The organism is Marseilla massiliensis (assembly GCF_016899855.1).
Taxonomy (GTDB): Bacteria; Bacteroidota; Bacteroidia; order Bacteroidales; family Bacteroidaceae; genus Prevotella.
Map to the genome: position 1 here is coordinate 1 of NZ_JACJJG010000035.1, position 20,473 is coordinate 20,473.

Annotated in this window: 17 protein-coding genes and 2 pseudogenes; 9 read left to right on the top strand and 10 right to left on the bottom strand. The window is 51.3% G+C overall.

Translation table 11 applies throughout. From position 1 onward, the window contains the following. Positions 1-791 precede the first annotated feature (791 nt). A complete protein-coding gene (locus H6A34_RS07675) occupies positions 792-1,163 on the bottom strand; it encodes a hypothetical protein (RefSeq protein WP_205104629.1) in 372 nt (123 codons plus the stop codon). A gap of 154 nt (positions 1,164-1,317) precedes the next feature. Here H6A34_RS07675 and H6A34_RS07680 point away from each other — a divergent pair, with 154 nt between their 5' ends. The 9 genes from H6A34_RS07680 (at position 1,318) to H6A34_RS07720 (ending at position 9,613) form a co-directional block, all read left to right on the top strand. After that, a complete protein-coding gene (locus tag H6A34_RS07680; RefSeq protein ID WP_205104630.1) occupies positions 1,318-3,138 on the top strand; it encodes a DUF3945 domain-containing protein in 1,821 nt (606 codons plus the stop codon). Positions 3,139-3,173: 35 nt separating this feature from the next. Continuing rightward, positions 3,174-3,434, top strand: a complete 261-nt coding sequence (locus tag H6A34_RS07685) for a DUF4099 domain-containing protein (RefSeq protein ID WP_205104632.1) — start codon at positions 3,174-3,176, stop codon at positions 3,432-3,434. A gap of 67 nt (positions 3,435-3,501) precedes the next feature. Further along, on the top strand, positions 3,502-5,271 hold the full coding sequence (locus H6A34_RS07690) for a DNA topoisomerase (protein WP_205104634.1): 1,770 nt from the start codon (positions 3,502-3,504) through the stop codon (positions 5,269-5,271). Positions 5,272-5,582: 311 nt separating this feature from the next. Next, positions 5,583-5,783: a hypothetical protein gene (locus tag H6A34_RS07695; RefSeq protein ID WP_205104635.1), complete on the top strand. Its 201-nt coding sequence runs from the start codon at positions 5,583-5,585 to the stop codon at positions 5,781-5,783. A 20-nt stretch (positions 5,784-5,803) separates the two neighbouring features. Continuing rightward, a complete protein-coding gene (locus tag H6A34_RS07700; protein ID WP_205104638.1) occupies positions 5,804-6,691 on the top strand; it encodes a PRTRC system protein E in 888 nt (295 codons plus the stop codon). 51 nt (positions 6,692-6,742) lie between these two features. Then, positions 6,743-6,964, top strand: coding sequence for a PRTRC system protein C (locus H6A34_RS07705; RefSeq protein WP_205104640.1), 222 nt, complete (start codon positions 6,743-6,745; stop codon positions 6,962-6,964). A 27-nt stretch (positions 6,965-6,991) separates the two neighbouring features. Beyond that, entirely contained in the window at positions 6,992-8,119 is a 1,128-nt protein-coding gene (locus tag H6A34_RS07710) for a hypothetical protein (RefSeq protein ID WP_205104642.1), read from the top strand. A 22-nt stretch (positions 8,120-8,141) separates the two neighbouring features. Further along, positions 8,142-8,837, top strand: a complete 696-nt coding sequence (locus H6A34_RS07715; protein ID WP_205104644.1) for a prokaryotic E2 ligase family D protein — start codon at positions 8,142-8,144, stop codon at positions 8,835-8,837. Then, the gene (locus H6A34_RS07720) at positions 8,834-9,613 is read left to right on the top strand and encodes a PRTRC system ThiF family protein (RefSeq protein WP_205104646.1); all 780 of its coding nucleotides are present in this window, start codon (positions 8,834-8,836) and stop codon (positions 9,611-9,613) included. The genes H6A34_RS07715 and H6A34_RS07720 overlap by 4 nt, the downstream gene beginning before the upstream one ends. A gap of 201 nt (positions 9,614-9,814) precedes the next feature. Here the strand turns inward: H6A34_RS07720 and H6A34_RS07725 are convergent. The 9 genes and pseudogenes from H6A34_RS07725 to H6A34_RS07765 all read right to left on the bottom strand — a co-directional run bounded on the left by H6A34_RS07725 (position 9,815) and on the right by H6A34_RS07765 (position 20,332). Then, positions 9,815-12,132 (bottom strand): annotated as a pseudogene (locus H6A34_RS07725) (DEAD/DEAH box helicase). Between the two features lie 88 nt (positions 12,133-12,220). Continuing rightward, positions 12,221-13,360, bottom strand: a complete 1,140-nt coding sequence (locus H6A34_RS07730; RefSeq protein ID WP_205104648.1) for a dTDP-glucose 4,6-dehydratase — start codon at positions 13,358-13,360, stop codon at positions 12,221-12,223. Positions 13,361-13,382: 22 nt separating this feature from the next. Next, positions 13,383-14,297: a dTDP-4-dehydrorhamnose reductase gene (gene rfbD / locus H6A34_RS07735; RefSeq protein WP_205104649.1), complete on the bottom strand. Its 915-nt coding sequence runs from the start codon at positions 14,295-14,297 to the stop codon at positions 13,383-13,385. Between the two features lie 107 nt (positions 14,298-14,404). After that, a complete protein-coding gene (rfbC, locus tag H6A34_RS07740) occupies positions 14,405-14,959 on the bottom strand; it encodes a dTDP-4-dehydrorhamnose 3,5-epimerase (protein WP_205104651.1) in 555 nt (184 codons plus the stop codon). A 5-nt stretch (positions 14,960-14,964) separates the two neighbouring features. Further along, positions 14,965-15,873 (bottom strand): glucose-1-phosphate thymidylyltransferase RfbA, encoded by a 909-nt coding sequence (gene rfbA / locus H6A34_RS07745; RefSeq protein WP_205104653.1) that lies wholly within the window; start codon positions 15,871-15,873, stop codon positions 14,965-14,967. Positions 15,874-15,893: 20 nt separating this feature from the next. Further along, positions 15,894-16,601, bottom strand: a pseudogene (locus tag H6A34_RS07750) (glycosyltransferase family 4 protein); the annotation flags it as partial. Between the two features lie 328 nt (positions 16,602-16,929). Beyond that, complete coding sequence (locus tag H6A34_RS07755; RefSeq protein ID WP_205104657.1) at positions 16,930-18,138, bottom strand: site-specific integrase; 1,209 nt, start codon at positions 18,136-18,138, stop codon at positions 16,930-16,932. A 315-nt stretch (positions 18,139-18,453) separates the two neighbouring features. After that, positions 18,454-18,741, bottom strand: coding sequence for a helix-turn-helix domain-containing protein (locus tag H6A34_RS07760; protein WP_205104659.1), 288 nt, complete (start codon positions 18,739-18,741; stop codon positions 18,454-18,456). Between the two features lie 370 nt (positions 18,742-19,111). Continuing rightward, the gene (locus H6A34_RS07765; protein WP_205104661.1) at positions 19,112-20,332 is read right to left on the bottom strand and encodes a site-specific integrase; all 1,221 of its coding nucleotides are present in this window, start codon (positions 20,330-20,332) and stop codon (positions 19,112-19,114) included. Positions 20,333-20,473 lie beyond the last annotated feature (141 nt).

Consider the following 20,473-nt stretch of genomic DNA (forward strand, 5'->3'; position numbering starts at 1 on the left):
TAATCAGTACCTGTATATTGATTAAATTGAAAATTAGGGCTATAAAACTATCCGGCTTATCCATACTTCAAATTATATAACAAAACTATTGATTTTTAATCTTTTAAAAGAAAAACTCGATGTGCTCAATTTTATGTTGCTGAAAGGCCATCCAACAGAACTGCGGATGAACCAAAAAATATCTCATTCCCACAACTTTTTCAATCGTTTTCTTATACCGAACTCACGTTAATTAGTATGCAGTAGGGGGCTTCCATAAAAAGTGAAATAAGAGCTTAACCATATACGCTTATATAATAAGTCAAATTGCTTATGTTTGACTATAATAAGCTATTTAACTTATAAATCCTTTGACTGATAGGACAATGTGAAGCTGTGGGGTTTATTATAGCGGCGAAATCTTTACTCCGCTTTAAAGAAACAGATACAGCTAAAACGGAATATGTGCTGGTGGGGACACTGCTAAGCTTTGGAATAGCAACGTTGTTCGGTCTAATAGTAAAACAACTATCATATCGGCTTTTTTAATAAAAACATTTATGAATGTCCGCAATCAGCCTATGGCTCGTGACACAGGCATTGCATTTGTTGTAGGGACGCAAAATTTTGCACCTCTACATTGTGGGTGATTGCAGACATTCATAAAAAGTTATCATGGACTGCGTATTACCAGCAATCTTTTCTTTTGAAAATTCAGACACCCAAGCATCGCGATTTGTAGCTACACGAAATACCCCGGCAGTTTCACCCCTTCCATCAAAAATAAACCGCTGTCGGCCGTCCAGCCGTGTTTACAGCGGTTTCCGCCACGTTTTTCCTCGCGGCTGCGCCGTGAAAAACGTGGCGGAAAAGAACACGGCGCCCGTCCGCCTGCGGTTTGCGGTTTGATTACAGGGGCAAAACTGCGACCGACGTGACGCATGGCCGTCATGCACCGAAGGAGCGTTTTTCATTGCAGCCGCTTCAGCTGAATGTAAAACTTCGGCATACCTTACAAAAGGCTGAATACGTACCGGTTCCAGCCAACGGACAGGGTGCTTCCAGCTCTCTCCGCCCGCATATTCCGCCGCGCTACTACCGTCTGTTTTCCGTCTTGTTTCCGTCCTAATTCCAAAATGCCGCCTTTCGGCTTGCGATTGGCGGTATTTTACGTTGTAATTCATGCCCTTTTGCGTTGTAATTCACGGCCTTTCGCATGACATTTTGCGGCATATTGCGACACGTAATGCCAACCTACTGAAAATCAATGGTTTATCGGAAAATATCATTTACATTTGCGGCGTGGGGACAACCCTCACGGCTAAAAACAAAATGACAATGGCAAAAAAAACAGACACGGAAGGAAGGCCGCCGTCGGCACGGCGGAGCAGGGCCGCAGGAGCGGAAGAAAACGCTTACGTGGAGCAAATCAGCGAGCTGCTGCTCGTCCACAACAAAGACGACCCAAGCCACGGCGTAAGGGCGGTAAGCAAGGCCCACGGCGACGGGAAATGCGAGACGGTGCCGGCGACGGAGGAGAACGAAAACTCGTTCCTGAAGTTCGACAAGAACTCAAGCATCATCGAGAACTTCATCAGAAACTTCTGGAGCCAGCTCAAGGAGCCTACGCATTTCCGCCTGTTGCGGATGACCGTCAACGACTACAAGCGCAACAGGCAGGCCATAAAGGACCTGGCCGAAGGCAAGCGGACAGACACTGTAAAGGAGTTCCTTAAACGTTATGAAATCCGTCCGAGGAAAGAGACAAGAAAAGAAACCGTAAACCAAAATCAAGAAAAGGAAATGGCAAAGAAACAACAGCTGCAGCCCGAACAGCAGACGGAAGTGCAGCAGGCCGCACAAGGCATGGAGCAACAGCCGGCGCAGGAACAGCAAGGACCGGCGTACCGCTACAACGAAGGCATGGTGGACTGGGACGCGTTGAAAAAAGTCGGCGTGTCGAAAGAACTGCTTGAGAACATGGGCGTACTTGACGGCATGCTCAAGGGATACAAGACAAACAGGACAATCCCCCTGACACTGAACATCGAGGGGCTGATGACGGCCAAGATTGACGCGAGGCTGTCCTTCCTTACGAGTGACGGGCAGGTGGTATTGGGTGTACATGGCATACGCAAGGAACCGGAACTCAGCCGCCCATACTTTGGCCACAACTTTACGGAGGAGGAAAAGAAGAACCTGCGCGAGAGCGGCAACCTCGGCCATGCCGTAGACCTGAAACTGCGCGGCGACAACTACACCCCGTGCCTCGTGTCAATAGATAAAATCACCAACGAGCTTGTGGCCGTAAGGCAGGAACACGTCTATATCCCCGACGAGGTGAAGGGTGTAAGACTCGACCCTGACGAGATAACGAGGTTGAAGAACGGCGAGGCCGTGTTCGTGGACGGTATGATGTCCGCCAAAGGCAAGGAGTTCAGCGCGACCCTGCAGTACAGCGCGGAACGCAGGGGGCTGGAGTTCATTTTTCCGAAGGACAACCTGCTAAACCAGCAGACCATCGGTGGCGTGAAGCTGACGCAGGACGAGGTGAAAAGGCTCAGCGAGGGGCACACAGTGCTCGTCGAAGGCATGAAGCGCAACAACGGCGACACATTCTCAGCCTTCGTCACAATAGACCAGGTTACAGGCAGACCGCAGTACACCCGCAGCAATCCCGAAACGGGCGAAATTTACATCCCCAACGAGATATGCAAGACCGCGCTGACACCGGAGGACAGGGAGACGCTGCGCAAGGGCGGCGTGGTGTTCCTCGAGAACATGATAAACCGCCGCGGCGAGGAGTTCTCGTCGTTCGTAAGGCTCGACATGACCACCGGCAACCCGCAATACTCGCGCACCCCCGACGGTTTCGACGAAAGGCAGGCGCCGAGGATACCCACCGAGGTGTACGGCCACGCCTTCACCGGCGAGGAAAGGGCGCGCCTGCAGGACGGCAAGGCCATACTCGTGGAGGGCATGAAAGGCCGCGGTGGCAAGGAGTTCTCGTCTTACATAAAGGTGAACCCGAACACGGGCACGCTCAACTATTACCAGGAAGACCCCGACAAGCCGCGCAACACGCGCCGCAATACACAGGCGGAGGCGGCACGCGAGGACACACAGACGCAAAAGAAAGGGGCGAGACAAGCCGTATGACAATTATTCAGACAAAACAGGAAAGGAAAGTACAAATGGGACAAAGACAAGCAAAGGCGTCCGTGGCAAATATGCCCAACTGGACGCAGTTAGGCAAAATGGGTATTGACAGGCAGGTCCTCGAAGCCTCGGGCGAACTCGACCGGCTCCTTGCCGGTGAGGAATCGGGAATAATGACGCTAAGGCTCAGGACGGGACTTGTGGATATAACAACCGATGCGACATTGCGCATAGTGGCGGACAGCGAAGGCAGGCCGGTGCTTCAAGTCAACGGCATTGACAAAGAGAAAATGTAACTTAAATTCAAACAACGTTTCTTCGCAGGCACGGACGCCTCGGAGAAACACAAAAAAACTGATAAAAATGATAGCGATATTGACAGACAAGCCCAACGTGGGCAAGGAGTTGGCAAGGATTGTGGGCGCGTACAGGCCCGAAAACGGGTTCATGTCGGGCAGCGGATACATAGTTACGTGGACGTTAGGCAACATGCTGTCGCTGGCAATGCCCAAGGACTACGGCTCGGCAAGGCTCGGCGAGGACGACTTCCCGTTGGTACCGGAGCGTTTCCGCCTCATGGTGAAACACGTTAAGACCGAAAACGGATGGATACCCGACGCCTGCGCCGTGAAACAGCTGAAGGTGCTTGAACGTGTGTTGGCGAAATGCGACACAATCATCGCCGCCACAGACGCCTCGCGCGACGGGGAAATGGCATTCCGCTACATTTACTCCTACCTTAGATGCACGCAGCCGGTAAAACGCCTCTGGATAACGTCGCTCACGGACGAGGCTGTACGCAAGGGGCTTGACAACCTGCAACCAATGCGGATGTACGACGGCCTTTTCGCCGCGGCCGACTGCCGCAACAAGGCGGACTGGACGCTGGGTGTGAACGCGAGCTATGCCATCTGCAAGGCCACGGGACTGGGCAACCACTCGCTCGGACGCGTGCAGACACCCGTCCTCGCCACAGTCTGCCGCCGCTACCGCGAACGTGAGAGGTACGGCCCGGCCGACACTTGGCCGGTATATGTCAACATCCACAAGGACGGTACGTTATTGAGGCTGCGCTGTGCGGACACCATACACGACAAGGAAGAGGCCATGCGGCTCCACGGGGAATGCAAGATTGCAGGCAAGGCAAGCGTCCGGTCCGTCACAAGTTACACCGAGGAGACCGGGCCTCCGCTGCCTTACAACCTTGCGGAACTGCAGAAGGACGCCAACAGGCGTTACGGACTGACGGCCGGGCAGGTGCATGACATCGCGCAGTCGCTTTACGAAAAGAAGCTCATTACTTACCCACGCACGTCAGGGCGGCACATACCGGGGGACGTGCTCGCCACGCTTCCGCGCATCATTGGCAAGGTGTCAGCATGGAAGGAACTCGGAGCTTACCTCAGGTCGGTCGGTGTTGACGCCGGGAATATAGACACGGACAGGCTCCGTTTGGACGACACAGGCGGCGGACACCACGCCATACTTGTGACCGGCACGTACCCCGACGGTCTCGACAAGGGCGAAATGCAGGTGTACTCGATGGTGTTCGGGCGTATGCTTGAAGCGTTCATGCCTCATTGCAAGGTGGAGCATACGAGGATGGAAGCCTCATGCGCCGGGCGGAAGTTCGTCCTCGACACGAGCCGCATCTTGGAAAGTGGTTGGCAGGGAATATCGGGGCATACGCACGGCATAGTTCCGCAGGGCTCTGTCATAATTGATTTGCCGCCATTGACTGTCGGAGAGGAGTTGCAGGTTTCGGCGTGCAGCGTGGCTCAAAAGAAGGGTCTGCCGCCAGAGCCGATGACGGACGCGGAGCTTGTGGAGTTCATGGACGCGCACAGGCTCGGCACGGCGGCCACGCGCACGGCCATCATGCAGACGCTTGTGGACCGCAAGTACGTGAGGCATTCAGGCAAATATATCATCCCGACGCCAAAGGGACTGTTCGTCTATGAGACCTTCAAGGGCATGAAGATAGCCGACGCGGCGCTCACTTCGGACTGGGAAGAGCATCTTGAGGCCGTGGAAAATGGTTCTTTATGCCCAAAGAAGTTCCTTAAGATGGCCGCCAGTCTCACGGCGGAAGTTACCGAAGACATATTCAGGAGATACAGGAAGGGCGCTTGAAGCAAAAAAATGCCCGAAGAAAGGAAGTGCAGGCCGGCGACGGTCTGCATTTTTCGTATAAAGAAGGTATGTTTCTCCGATTTTTGACGGCAAAGGTCCGCGATTGCGGCCGTGCGTGCAAGGCGGCCCGTCCGGGCTTGGCCGTCTGGAGAAAAATCATCCTCGCTTTGCTGCGGTATTTTTCTCCGCCGGGCCTTGCCACGCCACTTCCGCCAAACGCGGCATCGTATGCCTGTAAAAATCGGGAAAACATATCCCCAAGGGGATGTCACTCCCGCATGACAGAACAATAACAAACAAAAACAAGAGCTATGGAAACGACAAGACTGAACGCCGCAACGCCTGCGGCAATCCAACCGTCAGTAAGGCGCAAGCCACCGCAAGGGGACAATGACGGAACAGGCGGAATGCCGGTGCACATAGGTTATTACCTCGCACCGCTGGCCGGAATATCAAAACGTCCCGACAGGGCACAACTGCTGAAGGCGTTTTTCAATGGAACCGAAGTTTAACCCATAAAACAGATTTAATTATGTTTTTCCAGACAATTTACGGCCTGCTTGCCGATAGTACGGAAGTGGGCATCAACATCAAGCGTGTGAACGACAAACTTACAGTGGCGGTAATGCCGAGACACAAGAAACTAAAAGACGGGGCTTCCGGCGGATTCATCCCGTTGGTGGCAAGCGGAACGCCGGAAGAGCTTGACTGTGGCTTTGCCAACATTATGGTCGCGCCAGTGGCCAAGGCCGTCGGGATAATGACGAATCTGAAAGAGTTTGAGCGTCAGGCGGAGAAAGCCGCCGCAAAGGGCAAGCCCAAGGCGGCTGCGGAAAAGGAGACGAAAGAGGCCAAGGAGACAAAAGAAAAGAACGACAGGCTCGACAAGCTGATGAAGCGTATTGACGAGTCCGTAACAGCTCGACGCTTCGCCGACGCTATGGCGTTGCTGAAGCACGCCCTTACCATTGCACCGGCCGAAAAGCAGGACGCTGTGAAGGCAAAGATGCAGGAGGTAAGGAGAAAGTCGGAGGAAGGCAGCCTGTTCGCAGGACAACCGCCGACAGCATTCCAGCCGATAGTGCAGACACAGCCGCAACAGACAGTGCAGACTGCCGCACCTACGCCGACCGCCGGACGGCAACACATCCAGCCACGGCCTGTCATGCCCGCCGCGACGCAACCTGTCCAAACCGGGACAATGCAGCAAAGACCTGTACAGCCTGCACCGCAACAGCCGGCTTACGCCACGGCACAACAAGACGCGGCCCAATACGGAAATCCGCAAGGATACGGAGCTGACAAAGACGAAGAGTATGACATGGACGCTTTCAGGGAAGACCCTTACGCGGAATACGTGGACTTTCCGCAGGAATGCCGCATGAGGGACGAGGCGCAGGTGGAGATGTCGTTCACATAATCAACAACGGAGATACACAAACCGATTACAAACCTATAAAAACAAAAGACTATGGCACTTGAAATAAAAGGACTCAAGAGGGTGTTCAAACTGAAGAAGAACGGCGAAACGCTGAGACTGGACGACCCCAACCCGGAGATGGCCGTCAACGACGTGATGGACTTCTACTCGATGACTTACCCGGAACTGACAACCGCCACTCCCCACGGTCCCGTGATGGAGGACGACTGCGCCGTGTACGAGTTCAAGACAACCATCGGCACGAAAGGATGAGAGTATGAAAGCGGACAATAAAAACAAATGGAAAGAAGTATGCAGACTCTTGCAGGACTACGAAACGGAGCGGCTGGCGCGCCTCATAATAGAGGACGTCATGTCGGCAACGGACATAAGCCGGGGCACAAGGCGGCGGAGACAGAGACTGCTGCCGCCGCAAGGAAACGTAACGGTTTTCTGACGGGGAGGCTCCTCCCCGTCGCTTCCGGCCTTCATGTCGAGACGGACGGGGTGAAGACCAACGTCGCGACAACGGCGAACCTCGACTACCTGTACCGTTCGGCCGCGAACTACGCCCGGCGGCTCGGCGTGAGGCTGAAGTTCAACTGCAAGAAATACGCAAGGCATCCGAAGCTCGGTATGGCGGAGCTGTACCGGGCTTTTGACGCCATTGTGTCCGAGAACGTGAACATCGAGCTTGACGGCGGCAGGCCCGCGTTCTGCCTGTACCGCTTCAGCAAGTGGCCGGACTACGAGGTGCTGTGGCTTCCTCTTGACTTTACCGCCAACCTTTCAAAAGGAGTGAGGCGCGTAACGCTTGAGTTCATAAGGCGGTTCGCCCGGCACCACGGTATGCGTAACATCACCGGCTCATACCATTACAGCATGGCGGAAGACTGTCTTTCATTCAGTTATGACGACGAGCCGGACGACGGCAGGACTGAAGCCGAACGGCGGCGGACGCTGCGTCTGCTGGAATCGTACAACAACGGCAGGATTTCAAGGCTTTTCAGGAGGTTGGGCGGCAGGGCTTTCTGCCGGGACCTCGAAACGGCGTTGGAGTCCTGCCTCCCTGAAGGCGAAGCCGAACGGACATTGCTCGGCATAATCAAGGACGGCCTGACTCTCATTGGCAAGGGAAAGCCGTGCATAATGGACTACGAATACGACTGGGCAAAGGAGGAAGATCCGGACATCATGCCTGCCGGACTTGAGAGCCAAGTGCTCGTGGCCTACTCCCTCGATGACGAGGTTGCGGCTGAAGTGATGCAGGCTTTCTCCGCCGACGTGCGCGAAAGCTACAACCTCACGCCGGTGACAAGGCTGCTCATTACGCCGGAGACAGACAAGGTGTTTACAGAGGACGACTTTCCTGAGCGTTTTGCTAAGTGGTTTTACCGCTTAGTGGAACACGTCAGTGAAAACTTCTAATTCAAATTAAAAGAAATATGACATGAACGAGCTTACAAGGAAGATACACGGGATTTTCAGGCCGAAGGCCGCCCTCATCGCATACGAATGCGGCGAGGGGTACAGCAGGGACAGCTATCTCGAACTGCGCCCGATAAACGAAAACGGCAGGATGGGCGCGGCGGTGCCGGTGTCGTATGACTTCATGAACGCGCTGGTTGAGAACTATTCGGCCGACGCCTGCGGTACGCCGCACGGCAGGCTGCCTGAAAACATGCTCCTCTGCGACACGAGGCGCGGCCATGAGCGGTACGTGTGGTGGAACGCCCCGCGCCGCCGCAGGATGTTCTTCAAGGACACGCTGGACATCGCCGACGGTGAGTTCGGCGTGCCGGGAGTTGTCTATGACGCAAGGTCGGACAGCCTGTCCGTGTACGCTTTCAAGGGCTTACGTCCCAATGACGACGAGATTTTATACCGTGCGCCGTTCTTCAATGTTACGGGAGCGAGCGTATGTCTCGGCAACGCGCCGCTCAACCTTCCGCCGGACCCGTCGTTCGAGTGTCTCGTAGAGTGCTGGGAGCGGCGTTTCTGGATGAGCGAGTTCTCGCATCTCGGCGGTGGCTGTAACCCGACAAGAAGCAACCTTGTCATCGTTACGGAGAACGCGAGGGACAAATCCTTCGACAACGAGGAACTGATACCCATGAACATGAAACTTAAAGACCTTTTGAAATGAAACGGATTCATTATACTGACAACTACCTTCTTTCACCTTACCATCCAGTAAGCGTGTTCGTAATCGGAGCCGGCGGGACAGGTTCGCAGGTGGTCACAAACCTTGCACGCATGGACGTGGCGTTGCGTTCGCTCGGACATCCGGGGCTGCACGTCACAGTTTTTGACGGCGACACGGTGTCGGAGGCGAACATCGGGCGGCAACTGTTCAGTCCGTCCGAAGTCGGTCTCAACAAGGCCGTGGCCCTCGTTACGCGCATCAACCGCTTTTTCGGCATGGGATGGACGGCGGAGGCGTTCCGTTATCCTTGCCGCACGGGTGAGACGATGACGGCCAACATAACCTTGACCTGCACTGACAACGTACGCTCGCGCCTCGACCTGTGGCGCTTCCTGAAAAAACACCGCGACGTGAGAAATAACGACCATAAGACACCGCTGTACTGGATGGACTTCGGCAATGCGCAGTTTATAGGGCAGGTACTCGTCGGAACGGTGCGCAACAAAATCCGCCAGCCGTCATCAAAGGAGTTCGTAACCGTGCCGGAGCTGAACGTCATCACGGAAGAAGTAAGCTACTCGACCATCGACGAGAAAGACTCCGGGCCGAGCTGTTCGCTCGCCGAGGCGTTGGAAAAACAGGATCTGTTCGTCAATTCCATGCTGGCGCAGGTTGGTTGCGCCCTGCTTTGGAAAATGCTCCGTGAGGGACGCACGCCTTACCGTGGGGCTTACATGAACTTGGAGACAATGCGTATCACGCCGATAAGCATCTGACACAAAAACAAAAGGCCACATATTGGCTTGCAATACGTGGCCTTTCAGCGTGTAAAAGGTGTCCTTTTATCGCCCCAAAAGCCACCTTTTGCATTTTTTCTGTTTCTTGTCCGAATATCCGAACACAATAAATGCCGCAAGCATCTCTGTATCAACGAGTTTGTTTGCGACATTAATAATATCAGGCATTAATGGGTGTTGTCACGTACCCAACTTCACCTGCATGACCATTCCGGGGATGATAGTCAGCTTGGCCGTTCCGTCCCTGCCTATTTCCACTTTTGAATAACAGGCCTCGACGACAACCTTGCCGTCAAGCATGATTACTCCCCATCGGTACGGACTGGTTTCTACGGCGCAATAATAGCCTACGGGCATCTGCATATTCCTGTATATCGGCGGCACGACTACCTTGTCGCCGAGCCGCAGTCCTCATTTCATCTCTGACTTGAACGGCAGTCTTTCAATTCCTCCAACCGTTGGCAGCGTTTCTTTTCTTCCTCGCGTCGCCTCTCCGCTTTCTTTTCCGCAAGCGTCCTTTCCGCTTCAGCCTTAAGCCGGGGAATCACCACCTCAAAATCCTCGTCCACCGTTTTCGGATTCTCACAGGCTATGTACCGCTTTTTCCTGCCGTCCTCGGCAAGATAGTATTTTCCAATATTTGTCCATTACCACTATCCCACCTCCCGGCAGCATACCGCTATAATGGTAGTAAGCCGTGTGGTCTCCTGCAAGCAGGCACACGCTTGCGTGCCCCCAGCGTGCGTCATCCTCGTCAACCTGCCTGCATCTTGGGTTGGCAAGGTAGTCGCAAATCCTGACGCAGAACCCGTAATTGAATATGTCGCCGGCGTGGATGCCGCGCCTTGTCTTGTAAAGTTCCTTCGTCCGGCTGTAATACACGCCGTCAACCTCAAGCAGTTGCACCTGTCCGAACGCCACAACCTTGGGCTTCTTCGTGTATGTCCGCTCGTTGTACAAGTCGATGTAAGCTGCCTGCCCGTTGACGTCCGTCACCGAAAGGATGTTGTCTTTCAGCAGTCTCGCCCTCGCATACCGTCCGAGGCGTGTCATAATCTCGCCGTTCCCGTTGACGATGCCGACACATTTATCCTTAAAACGTACAACGGCTATCGCGCCGTCAACATCGAACATAGCTTCATATTGCGGCAATGCCGTTATTTTATCTCCTTGCTTCAGTCCGTACAGACCTGTCGTCCTGTCTTTGAATGGCCGCAATGTTGTGCTTGTTGCGTCCTCCGACAGACATATTCCCGTATTCAGGCTATCCAACAGTTGTTCATGCGACATCACTAATTCCAAGTCGCTTTCGTGCCGCACAATCTCGCTGTCCACGACGTTTCTTACCGCACAATCATATCCGTTAGTCCGCCGCCGTGCGTGTGTTACGCCTTTTCCTGCCAGTCGTCCCTCAAACATGGCCTGCCAGTCATGGCTGGCCGTAGGCAACCCGAACAGGCGGTAAAGCCCAACGTTGTCTATTATTACGCAACTGTCCTTGCCTTGTGTCTTCCTTAATCCACGCCCGACCTGCTGCAGATATTTCGATAGCGACAATGTGGGCCGCGCCAACTGGATGAACTCCACGTCTGGACAATCGAAGCCTTCGCTGAACACGTCAACATGACCAACACCTGTATCTTGCCTTGCCTGAAGTCCTCCACCAAGTGCCTGCGTTCTTTAGCGGGTGTCCTGCTGTCAATGGCGACGGCATTCATACCTTTATTATTATAGTATGAGGCGATGTTCCGTGCGTGGCTGATGCTTATGGCATAGACGATGCCTTTCTTTTCGTTGGCATATTGTCTGACGCTTTTGTACAGTCTTTCGATTGTTGGCCGACGGTTGAGTACGGCGTTCATCTCCTTTATCTGATAGTCCCCGTCCACTCCACGTTTCTCCAATCCATTTATTAACCGCTGGTCTTCACTGTCCGGACGTATGGACACATAATCAAAAGGAGAAAGCCAGCCTTGTTTGATGAAGTCCGCTATGCTGTCCGAAGTAATCAGCACCTCAAACAAATCCGTAAAACCTTTGCGGTTCAACCGGCAGGGCGTGGCGGTCATGCCCAACTTCTTGGCATTCGGATAGCGTTGCCACAGTTCTTTGTAGGTTTCAGCAAGGGCATGATGGGCTTCGTCTATCACAATTAGACCCGGATTCTCTGTCTTGACATCCTCCCAATGGAGTGAAAGCCATTGAATGGACAGCACTTTAACAATGCCGTCCTGTGTTTTCAAGCCATATCCATATCTTGCCACTATCCCTTCAATCTGTTCAACAAGTTCTCTTCGGTGTGCAACAATCCAGACACGGCAACTTGCTTCGATTTTGTCTATCTTTAAATGTTCTGTTACGAGCGAAGCGAGTACATGCGTCTTTCCTGTGCCTGTCGGCATTTGCACAAGCACACTGCTATGACATTTCCATGCCTCAATGACACGGTGTCTTATGTCCTCCTGATAGTTACGTAGGATGTATCCTGCTTGTTCCATCACAAAAGAATGTCAAAAAGCTGTTAAAAACAAATAAGGGCAAGGCATCTTTACGTACCTTGCCCCTTATTTCTAATTAGAAAGATTTTTACCTGTTCTTGTACATCTCGTCGTAATACTTTTGGTAGTCGCCACTCGTCACGTTGTCCATCCACGCTTGGTTATCCAAATACCAGCGGACGGTCTTCTCGATACCCTCCTCGAACTGTAGGCTCGGCTCCCAGCCCAGTTCACGTTGCAGTTTTCTTGAATCTATGGCATAACGCATATCGTGGCCCTTGCGGTCGGTCACATAGGTAATCAAGTCCATGTCCTCGCTTTCCTTACGTCCTAACAGGCGGTCTACGGTCTTGATGACCACCTTGATAATGTCGATGTTCTTCCACTCGTTAAAGCCGCCGATGTTGTATGTGTCGGCCGTCTTGCCTTTGTGGAAGATGAGGTCGATGGCGCGGGCGTGGTCTTCAACGTAGAGCCAGTCGCGCACGTTCTCGCCCTTTCCGTAAACGGGCAGCGGCTTCTTGTGGCGGATGTTGTTGATGAACAGGGGGATGAGCTTTTCCGGGAACTGGTAAGGTCCGTAGTTGTTCGAGCAGTTAGTCACAATGGTCGGCATTCCATAGGTGTCGTGGAAAGCACGGACGAAGTGGTCTGAACTTGCCTTTGATGCCGAGTAAGGCGAGTGTGGATTGTACTTCGTCTCCTCGGTGAAGAATTCCGTGCCGTAAGCGTGGTGGTGTTCCGATGATGCTTTTGTCGTGAACGGCGACTCTATACCTTCTGGATTTGACAGTTCCAACGCGCCGTAAACCTCGTCCGTAGAGATGTGGTAGAAGCGTTTGCCCTCGTAGCCTTCGGGCAGGCTTTCCCAATATTCCTTTGCCGCTTGAAGCAGCGTCAATGTGCCGATAACGTTTGTATGCGCGAATGTGAACGGGTCTTTAATGCTCCGGTCCACATGGCTCTCGGCAGCAAGGTGGATGATACCGTCAACGTAGTATTTCTTCATCAGCGACTTCACCGTCTCATAGTCACAAATGTCGGCTTTCACGAAAGTATAGTTCGGTTTGTTTTCCACGTCCTTCAGGTTGGCAAGGTTGCCCGCATACGTCAGCTTGTCGAGGTTGATGATGCGGTACTCAGGGTATTTGTTGACGAACAGACGTACCACGTGCGAACCGATGAAGCCCGCCCCGCCTGTTATGATGATGTTTCTCTTGAATTCCATGTCGTTCGATGTTTTAGTGATGTTATTGTTTTAGGACATTCATGTTCTTCATGCAGACCTTCAGCGAATCCGTCCAATAAGGGACCTTCAATCCGAATGTCTCCTTGATTTTTGTCTTGTCCAGCACCGAATATGCCGGACGTTTTACCGGACTGGGGAACTCATTGCTGTGGCAAGGCTCAATGTCGCATGCCGTATTGCCCGCAAGCTCGGCGATTTTCTTCGTGAAGTCGAACCACGAGCAGACGCCCTCGTTGCTGAAATGGTATATGCCGCGCTTTGAATAACCGTCCGTCGGGTTCTCTTTCTCATAGTCTTCAAGTACGGTCTTTATGGCAACCGCAAGGTCGTAGGCATAGGTAGGAGTTCCTGCTTGGTCGAAGACGACGGTGAGTTTCGGTTTCGTTGCCGTTAGGTTGAGCATGGTCTTGACGAAATTCTTGCCGTATTCGGAGTAGAGCCATGCCGTGCGGATGATGACATAATCGCAGCCTACCGCCTCGATGTTCTGCTCGCCCTCTAATTTTGTCTTGCCGTAAGCCCCAGTAGGCGTGCCTTTCTGGTCTTCACGGCAGGGGGTGTTGTACGGGTCTCCACCGAAAACATAGTCCGTAGAAATCTGCACAAGCAATCCATTTACTTCTTTCATCGCCTCGGCAAGTATCTTCGGGGCATCGGCGTTCAGTTTCCGGCACAAAGCTTCATCGCTTTCCGCCTTGTCCACGTTGGTATAAGCGGCACAGTTCACGATGCACCGTATGCCTTTTTCCTTCACCATGCCTTTCACCGCCTCGGCATCGGTAATGTCAAGGATGGCCGTTTCGACCCCTTCAACTTCCACCACATCGGTAAAAGTATAGTTGTCGTCCGTCTCTTTGCTAATGATGCGCATCTCGTTGCCAAGCTGGCCGTTTGCGCCTGTTACAAGTATGTTCATTGTTTTATCAGTTTACAAGGTTTCAGTTGACGAGTAGACAAGGTTTTAGATACCAATCGCAAAACGATTCAGGACCTTGCCATCTCGTTAACTTGTCAACTCGTTACCTATATATTAAAAGGAGATTCAAAGTCTTTCAGCAACGGGTGTTTCGTATCCTTCTCGCTGAGTATGGCGTGTTCGGTCGGTATCTGCCAGTCAATGCCCAAGCTGTCGTCAAGGATACTGATGCCGCCATCGGCTTCGGGATGATAGAACTCATCGCATTTATATTGGAATATTGCCGTCTCGCTCAACACGGCAAAACCATGCGCAAACCCCTTCGGGATGAAGAACTGCCGGTGATTGTCCTCGGTCAGTTCCACAGCGACATGTTTCCCGTAAGTGGGCGAACCTTTGCGGATGTCTACGGCAACATCCAGCACCTTCCCCTTCACACATCGCACCAGTTTGGCTTGCGTAAACGGCGGACGCTGGAAATGCAATCCCCTCATCACGCCATACGAAGACATGCTCTCGTTGTCCTGCACAAAAGCCACATGCCCGACTTTCTCGTCAAACTCCCTTTGCGAGAAGCTCTCGAAGAAATATCCGCGGGCATCCTTAAAGATGCGTGGCTCGATAATCACCACGCCGTCTATTGCTGTTCTGATTACTTCCATATTCCCTAATATTCTAAGTTCTTCTCCAATGTTTCCTCTTTCTCGTCAAGAACAGAAAGCAGGTACTTGCCATAGTCATTCTTCAACATCGGCTGTGCCACCTCACGAAGTTTCTCTGCCGTGATCCAACCTTTCCGGTAAGCGATTCCCTCCAGACAAGCTACTTTCAAGCCTTGACGTTTCTCCAGCACCTCGATGAACGTTGATGCCTCGGAAAGAGAATCGTGTGTGCCTGTATCCAGCCAGGCAAAACCACGTCCCATGGTTTGTACTTTCAATTCATTGTCATGCAGAAACTCTTGGTTAACCGTTGTGATTTCCAATTCCCCACGGGTGGAAGGCTTGATATGTTTAGCAACATCCACGACCTTGTTCGGATAGAAATACAATCCTACTACGGCATAGTTGCTTTTCGGATGTTCCGGCTTCTCCTCGATGCTCAGGCAGTTCCCGTCTTTGTCGAACTCTGCCACACCGTAACGCTCAGGGTCGCTCACCCAATAACCGAACACCGTAGCCTTGTTGTTCTCCTCGGCATCCTTCACGGCTTGCCTTAACATCGCAGTCAGTCCGGCACCGTAGAAAATGTTGTCGCCCAACACAAGACAAGCACAATCATCACCAATGAATTCCTCACCGATAATGAATGCCTGCGCCAGTCCGTCAGGCGAAGGCTGCTCGGCATACTCGAACCTCACCCCGAACTGGTTGCCGTCACCCAACAGCCTTTTGAACCCAGGCAGGTCATAAGGCGTCGAAATAATCAGTATCTCCCTGATGCCGGCAAGCATCAGTACCGAAATGGGATAATAAATCATCGGTTTGTCGAAGATAGGAATGAGTTGCTTGCTGATTCCTTTGGTGATAGGATACAGCCTTGTACCACTGCCACCAGCTAATACTATACCTTTCATAATTTTAATTTTATGTTGGTTTATTTTAGTTCTTTATACACATTTATAACTTGGTCGGCAATCTTCTCCCAGTCGTATTTCTTCATATCGTAATCAATATGCTGCAAGGGTTGCTCGATAACCGATTCCAACTTTTCGGTAAGCATACTGACGTTGCCTACGGGAAAGTAATCGCTTTCCGGCAAACCAACTTCCTTGTTTGCCGAAATGTCACTGACAATTACCTTCACACCATAACTCATAGCTTCCAGCAACGCAATGGGCAAACCCTCATGACTCGACGGTAGGCAATAGCAAAGGCAATTGGTAAGGAGCGAATGCAGCTTACGTCCTTTGATAAATCCAGTCAATACAACGCTGTTCTTCCTTGCCATTTCTTTAAGGTTGCGTGAATAATCATCCTCAAAATCCGTATCCCCAGCCAATACGAGCTTTATATCTACATCAGGATTTTGTTCTTTCACTTTAATATATGCTTCTATCAGGTGATGCAGATTCTTTTCCGGCACAAAGCGGCACATACCCAAGATGTATTTGCCTTTTTTGATGCCCAACTCCTGAAAATATTCAGGGTAATCACAAATTTCCGGTTGCGAAACGCCATTATATATAAGGTGTACGTGCTGCGTCCTGTTGTACTTCTGCTTTATCAAATTACGAATTACATCAGAAATGACAATCACCTCATCCGCGAACATGCACCCCATACGCTCGCCGAGCTTCAACATGTTGTTGACTTCCCTTAAATCCATAGGATTGTTCCATCTCCGTCACTACTCATAATAGCGTTTGTGTTGGTATTGATTTTCATGACGGATTTTTGTCCGTCTCCTATTATGAGATGGATATTCTGTTGCAAAGGTAGAAAAAATAATTAAACATCAAGCGGTTTGGCGTATTTATTTGCATATATTTTTTATGAAGCGTCAACGGTTTTGGCAAATTGTTGACGGAATATTTTAGTGAAGCCCGTGTAAGCTATTGACATTCAGTTGTTTCACAAGAATATCCATCTCATAATAGGAGAAGTCCATTTTCGTGCAACAAATTTTTGCGTCAGAGACCCTCCAGAATCATGCTGTTTGCTTTGTCCACTTCGCTTGACTTTATCGAGTCGAGGTATATCTGTGTTGTCGTTTCCGAATCGTGACCGAGGGCCTCGCTTATGACGGCAAGCGGAACGGCCCTGCCCCGGGCGATTGTAGCCCATGAATGGCGGGTATAGTACATCGACAACGGCAGCGGCAGTCCTGCCAGGCGTGCGATGTCTTTCAGCAGCCTGTTGGTTTTCCTCATCATGTTCTGGTACTGCCTGCGCTCGCTCCCGTCCTCGCGTGTGATTATGGGCAGTAGGTATCTTGTGGCGTTAGGCTTGTACTTGTCAATGATTGCCTGCATCTGCCATGTCCATTCCACCGTCAGAAGCTGCCCCGTTTTCTTGCGGCGGTAAGTCAGGCAGCCGCCGTCAAGGTCGGTTTTCTTCAGGTACGCCATGTCGACGAATGACATTCCGCGCGTGCAGAAGCTGAACATGAACATGTTCCTCGCGAAGTCAAGGCTTGGCTTCCGCGACAAATCCAGGTCGTTTATCTTCTTGATGTCGCTGAAAGGTATGCTCCTTTTCACGGTCTTGTCCATGCCGCAGTAGACGTGCCTGAACGGGTGCCGGTCGGGCGTAAGCTCCTTTTCTACCGCCAGTTTGTAGTTAGTGCGCAGGATGCGCATATAAAAAGAGGTGGTGTTGCGCGTCAGTCCGCATCCTTGCATCCACGCCTCGTATAGCTCCATAAGCCCGCCGTCCACCATGCCGAATGTCAGGTCGGCACCCTTACGGAAACGCATGAGACTGTTTAGCATCGAACGGTACGTTTCCGCCGAACGCACCTTGCCAAGCTGCCTCTTGTGCCGTATCCGGCTGCGGATGAAGTTGAACACGCTGTCCGGCGTGTCTGTATCGGGCGAAAAGGCTGCCGTGATTTCATCAAGGCTTACCGTGCCCGTTGTTTTTTCGCGCTCCTCCACCATCCGCCTGAGCCTGTCAAGTTCCCATTGCAGTTCGTCCTTCAACGAAACGAGGAAAGCGTAGCGGGGCGATGACGGTGACGGCAGCAATATCCGCCCTGCCCTTCCGTCCCATTCCTCGGCGAAGATTTTATACTTGCCCGTTATCCTGCGCACCGAGCGCCCGTGTATCAGTTGGAACACCAGAGTGCCTTCCTTTCCATGCGCCGTTGAAGGCCTGAATTTTAGTCTGATTGATGCCATTGTGCAATGTGTTTATTTGTTCATGCCAATATAAGAACTGCCAGGCGTCCACATTGGTTTCAGCCGTCAAGATTTATGTTCCATGCTGCCAAGAGTTGAGCGGCTTTGCAACATATTGATTTTCAATGCGTTGCGAAAGGGCATATTTTGCAACGCAAAATGCCGCCTTTGGGCTTGCGATACGTGGCCTTTTGGAATGTAAAAGGCCACGTATCAGGAAACAACTTGTGTTCAAATGTCTTTTATGACGTTTTTATATTCTGATTGCGACCAATATGAACAGAAGCAATAAGCAAAGCGGTTCCGTGTCAAGCGTCATCTTCCCCTCTGTTTCAGGAACTCCTGTATCTCGGAAGCAAGATAAAAATTCTTGCCGTTGTCTTTCATGTTGTAATAGCGTATCAGCCCTTTCTCGCGGTAACGCGCCAGCGTGCGTTGCGACACTCCGAGCAGTTCGGCTAGGTCAACGTTGTCGAGCAGCGTGTCGCCGTCTAGGCATTCCTTTTGCCGGTTCATCCGTTCCAGCTTCTTTTCTATACGTGCGAAGCCGTCAACCATCGTGGTTATCAACTTCTCCAATATTTCACTGTCAATGTAAGGCATAGTTCTCAAAATTTTTATCGGTTAATACTGTCTGGCCGTTCCGTGCGTTTACTTGGCCGTTCAACAATTTATATTGAGAAAACAATGCCAGCTTGTCTTGCCGTTTCCAGTGCTGTCGGACAACCGTCTGATTATCAATCAAATAAAGGATGCTAAATTTTTGATGTGATGAAAAGTGTAAACACCAAAAGTGTAAACATTGTAAACCGTTTACACCCAATGTTTACACTTCTAAAATGATGAGCAACATATAGCCATAAACTGCCATTATGGTTGCTTCATAAAAGGCTGAAAGAGAACCTATCACAAAAAGACAAAAGCCGCCTCATTGAAAATTGAAGCGGCTTTTCTGAATACGCAGAGATATTTTCTACAAGGCAAATTTCCTGCGCATTGTCTGCATCTCACGCGAGATGGTCTTGTCCATAACCCTCGCGTAGATTTTTGTTGTCATAATGCTTGAATGGCCGAGCATTTTCGCTATCGACTCTATCGAGACATTGTTCGCAAGGGCTATCGTGGCAAACGTGTGCCGGGCGACGTGAGTGCTTAAAGGCTTGTTTATATGGCAGGCATCCGCTATTTCTTTCAAATAGCTGTTCATGCGCTGGTTGCTCGGCACGGGCAATACTACACCTTTCTTTATACAAGTAGGATGTGACTTGTACTTTTCCATTATCATGCGTGGAATGTCAAGCAAAGGTATGTCGCACATGTTGTCCGTCTTTTCCCTTGCCTTGCGTATCCAATATTCACCGTTGGAATCCACGGTTATGTGTCCGTGTTTCAGGTGCTGGACGTCTGTAAACGCCAAACCAGTGAAGGCGCAAAACAGGAAAATGTCGCGTACAACGGCAAGGCGCGGTATGTCAAAATCCTTGTTTATTATCAGTTGCAATTCATCTTCTGTAAGAAACACCCTGTTGCTTTTCGTCAGCTTAAAGTGAATGCCGAAGAAAGGGTCCTCGGTTATCCATTTGTTAGCCAACGCTTCCTTGATTACCTTTTTCAGGTTTTTCAGATATTTGACGGTTGCGTTCTGTGCACAGTTTTTCTCTACCTTGATGAAGCGTTCAAAACGCATGATGAAATCATGGTCAACATCCTTCAACGGTATGTCGGCAGTATTGAAACGCTCCCGGATAAACTCGCCAAGATACCTTGCCGTCCGCTCGTAGCGGAGCACTGTGCCCCTGACATAATCCCTGCCCATAAGCTCACGGTATTGCTTGTTGTGCTCATTGAAAGTCTCTACAAGCATACGCGGTGAATCAGAGCCTCCGCTATAATTGCGTTTAAGGATTTCGGCAGTCACCGGCTTTCCGTCCTGCTCCAGTTCACGGTGGATTTGGAGTACGCGGGTGCGGACTGTTTCCAGATAATGATTCAGTTCCATGTGCTTCCTGTCTTTGCCTATGGCGCATTCTTTCTGGGCATTCCAGCATTCAGCCTCAACGCTTCGCCTGATTTGCACTTCCGCACGCTTGCCGTTCACTGTGATGCGCATACAGATTGGAACTTCCCCGTTTTTGAGGGGCTTGGATTTCTTCACGAAGAAGAGTACCGTAAAATAACTTCTTTGCACTGTCATAACTGCATTGTTTTGGGGTTGTAAAATTAAGTAGAAAACAGGCAATTGCAAAATCGTAAAACATTGAAAATCAGAGAAGTATGATACAAATAGGTGGACTTTATTTTGTCGGCATCAAAGTCCACCGAATAAGCCACCTCT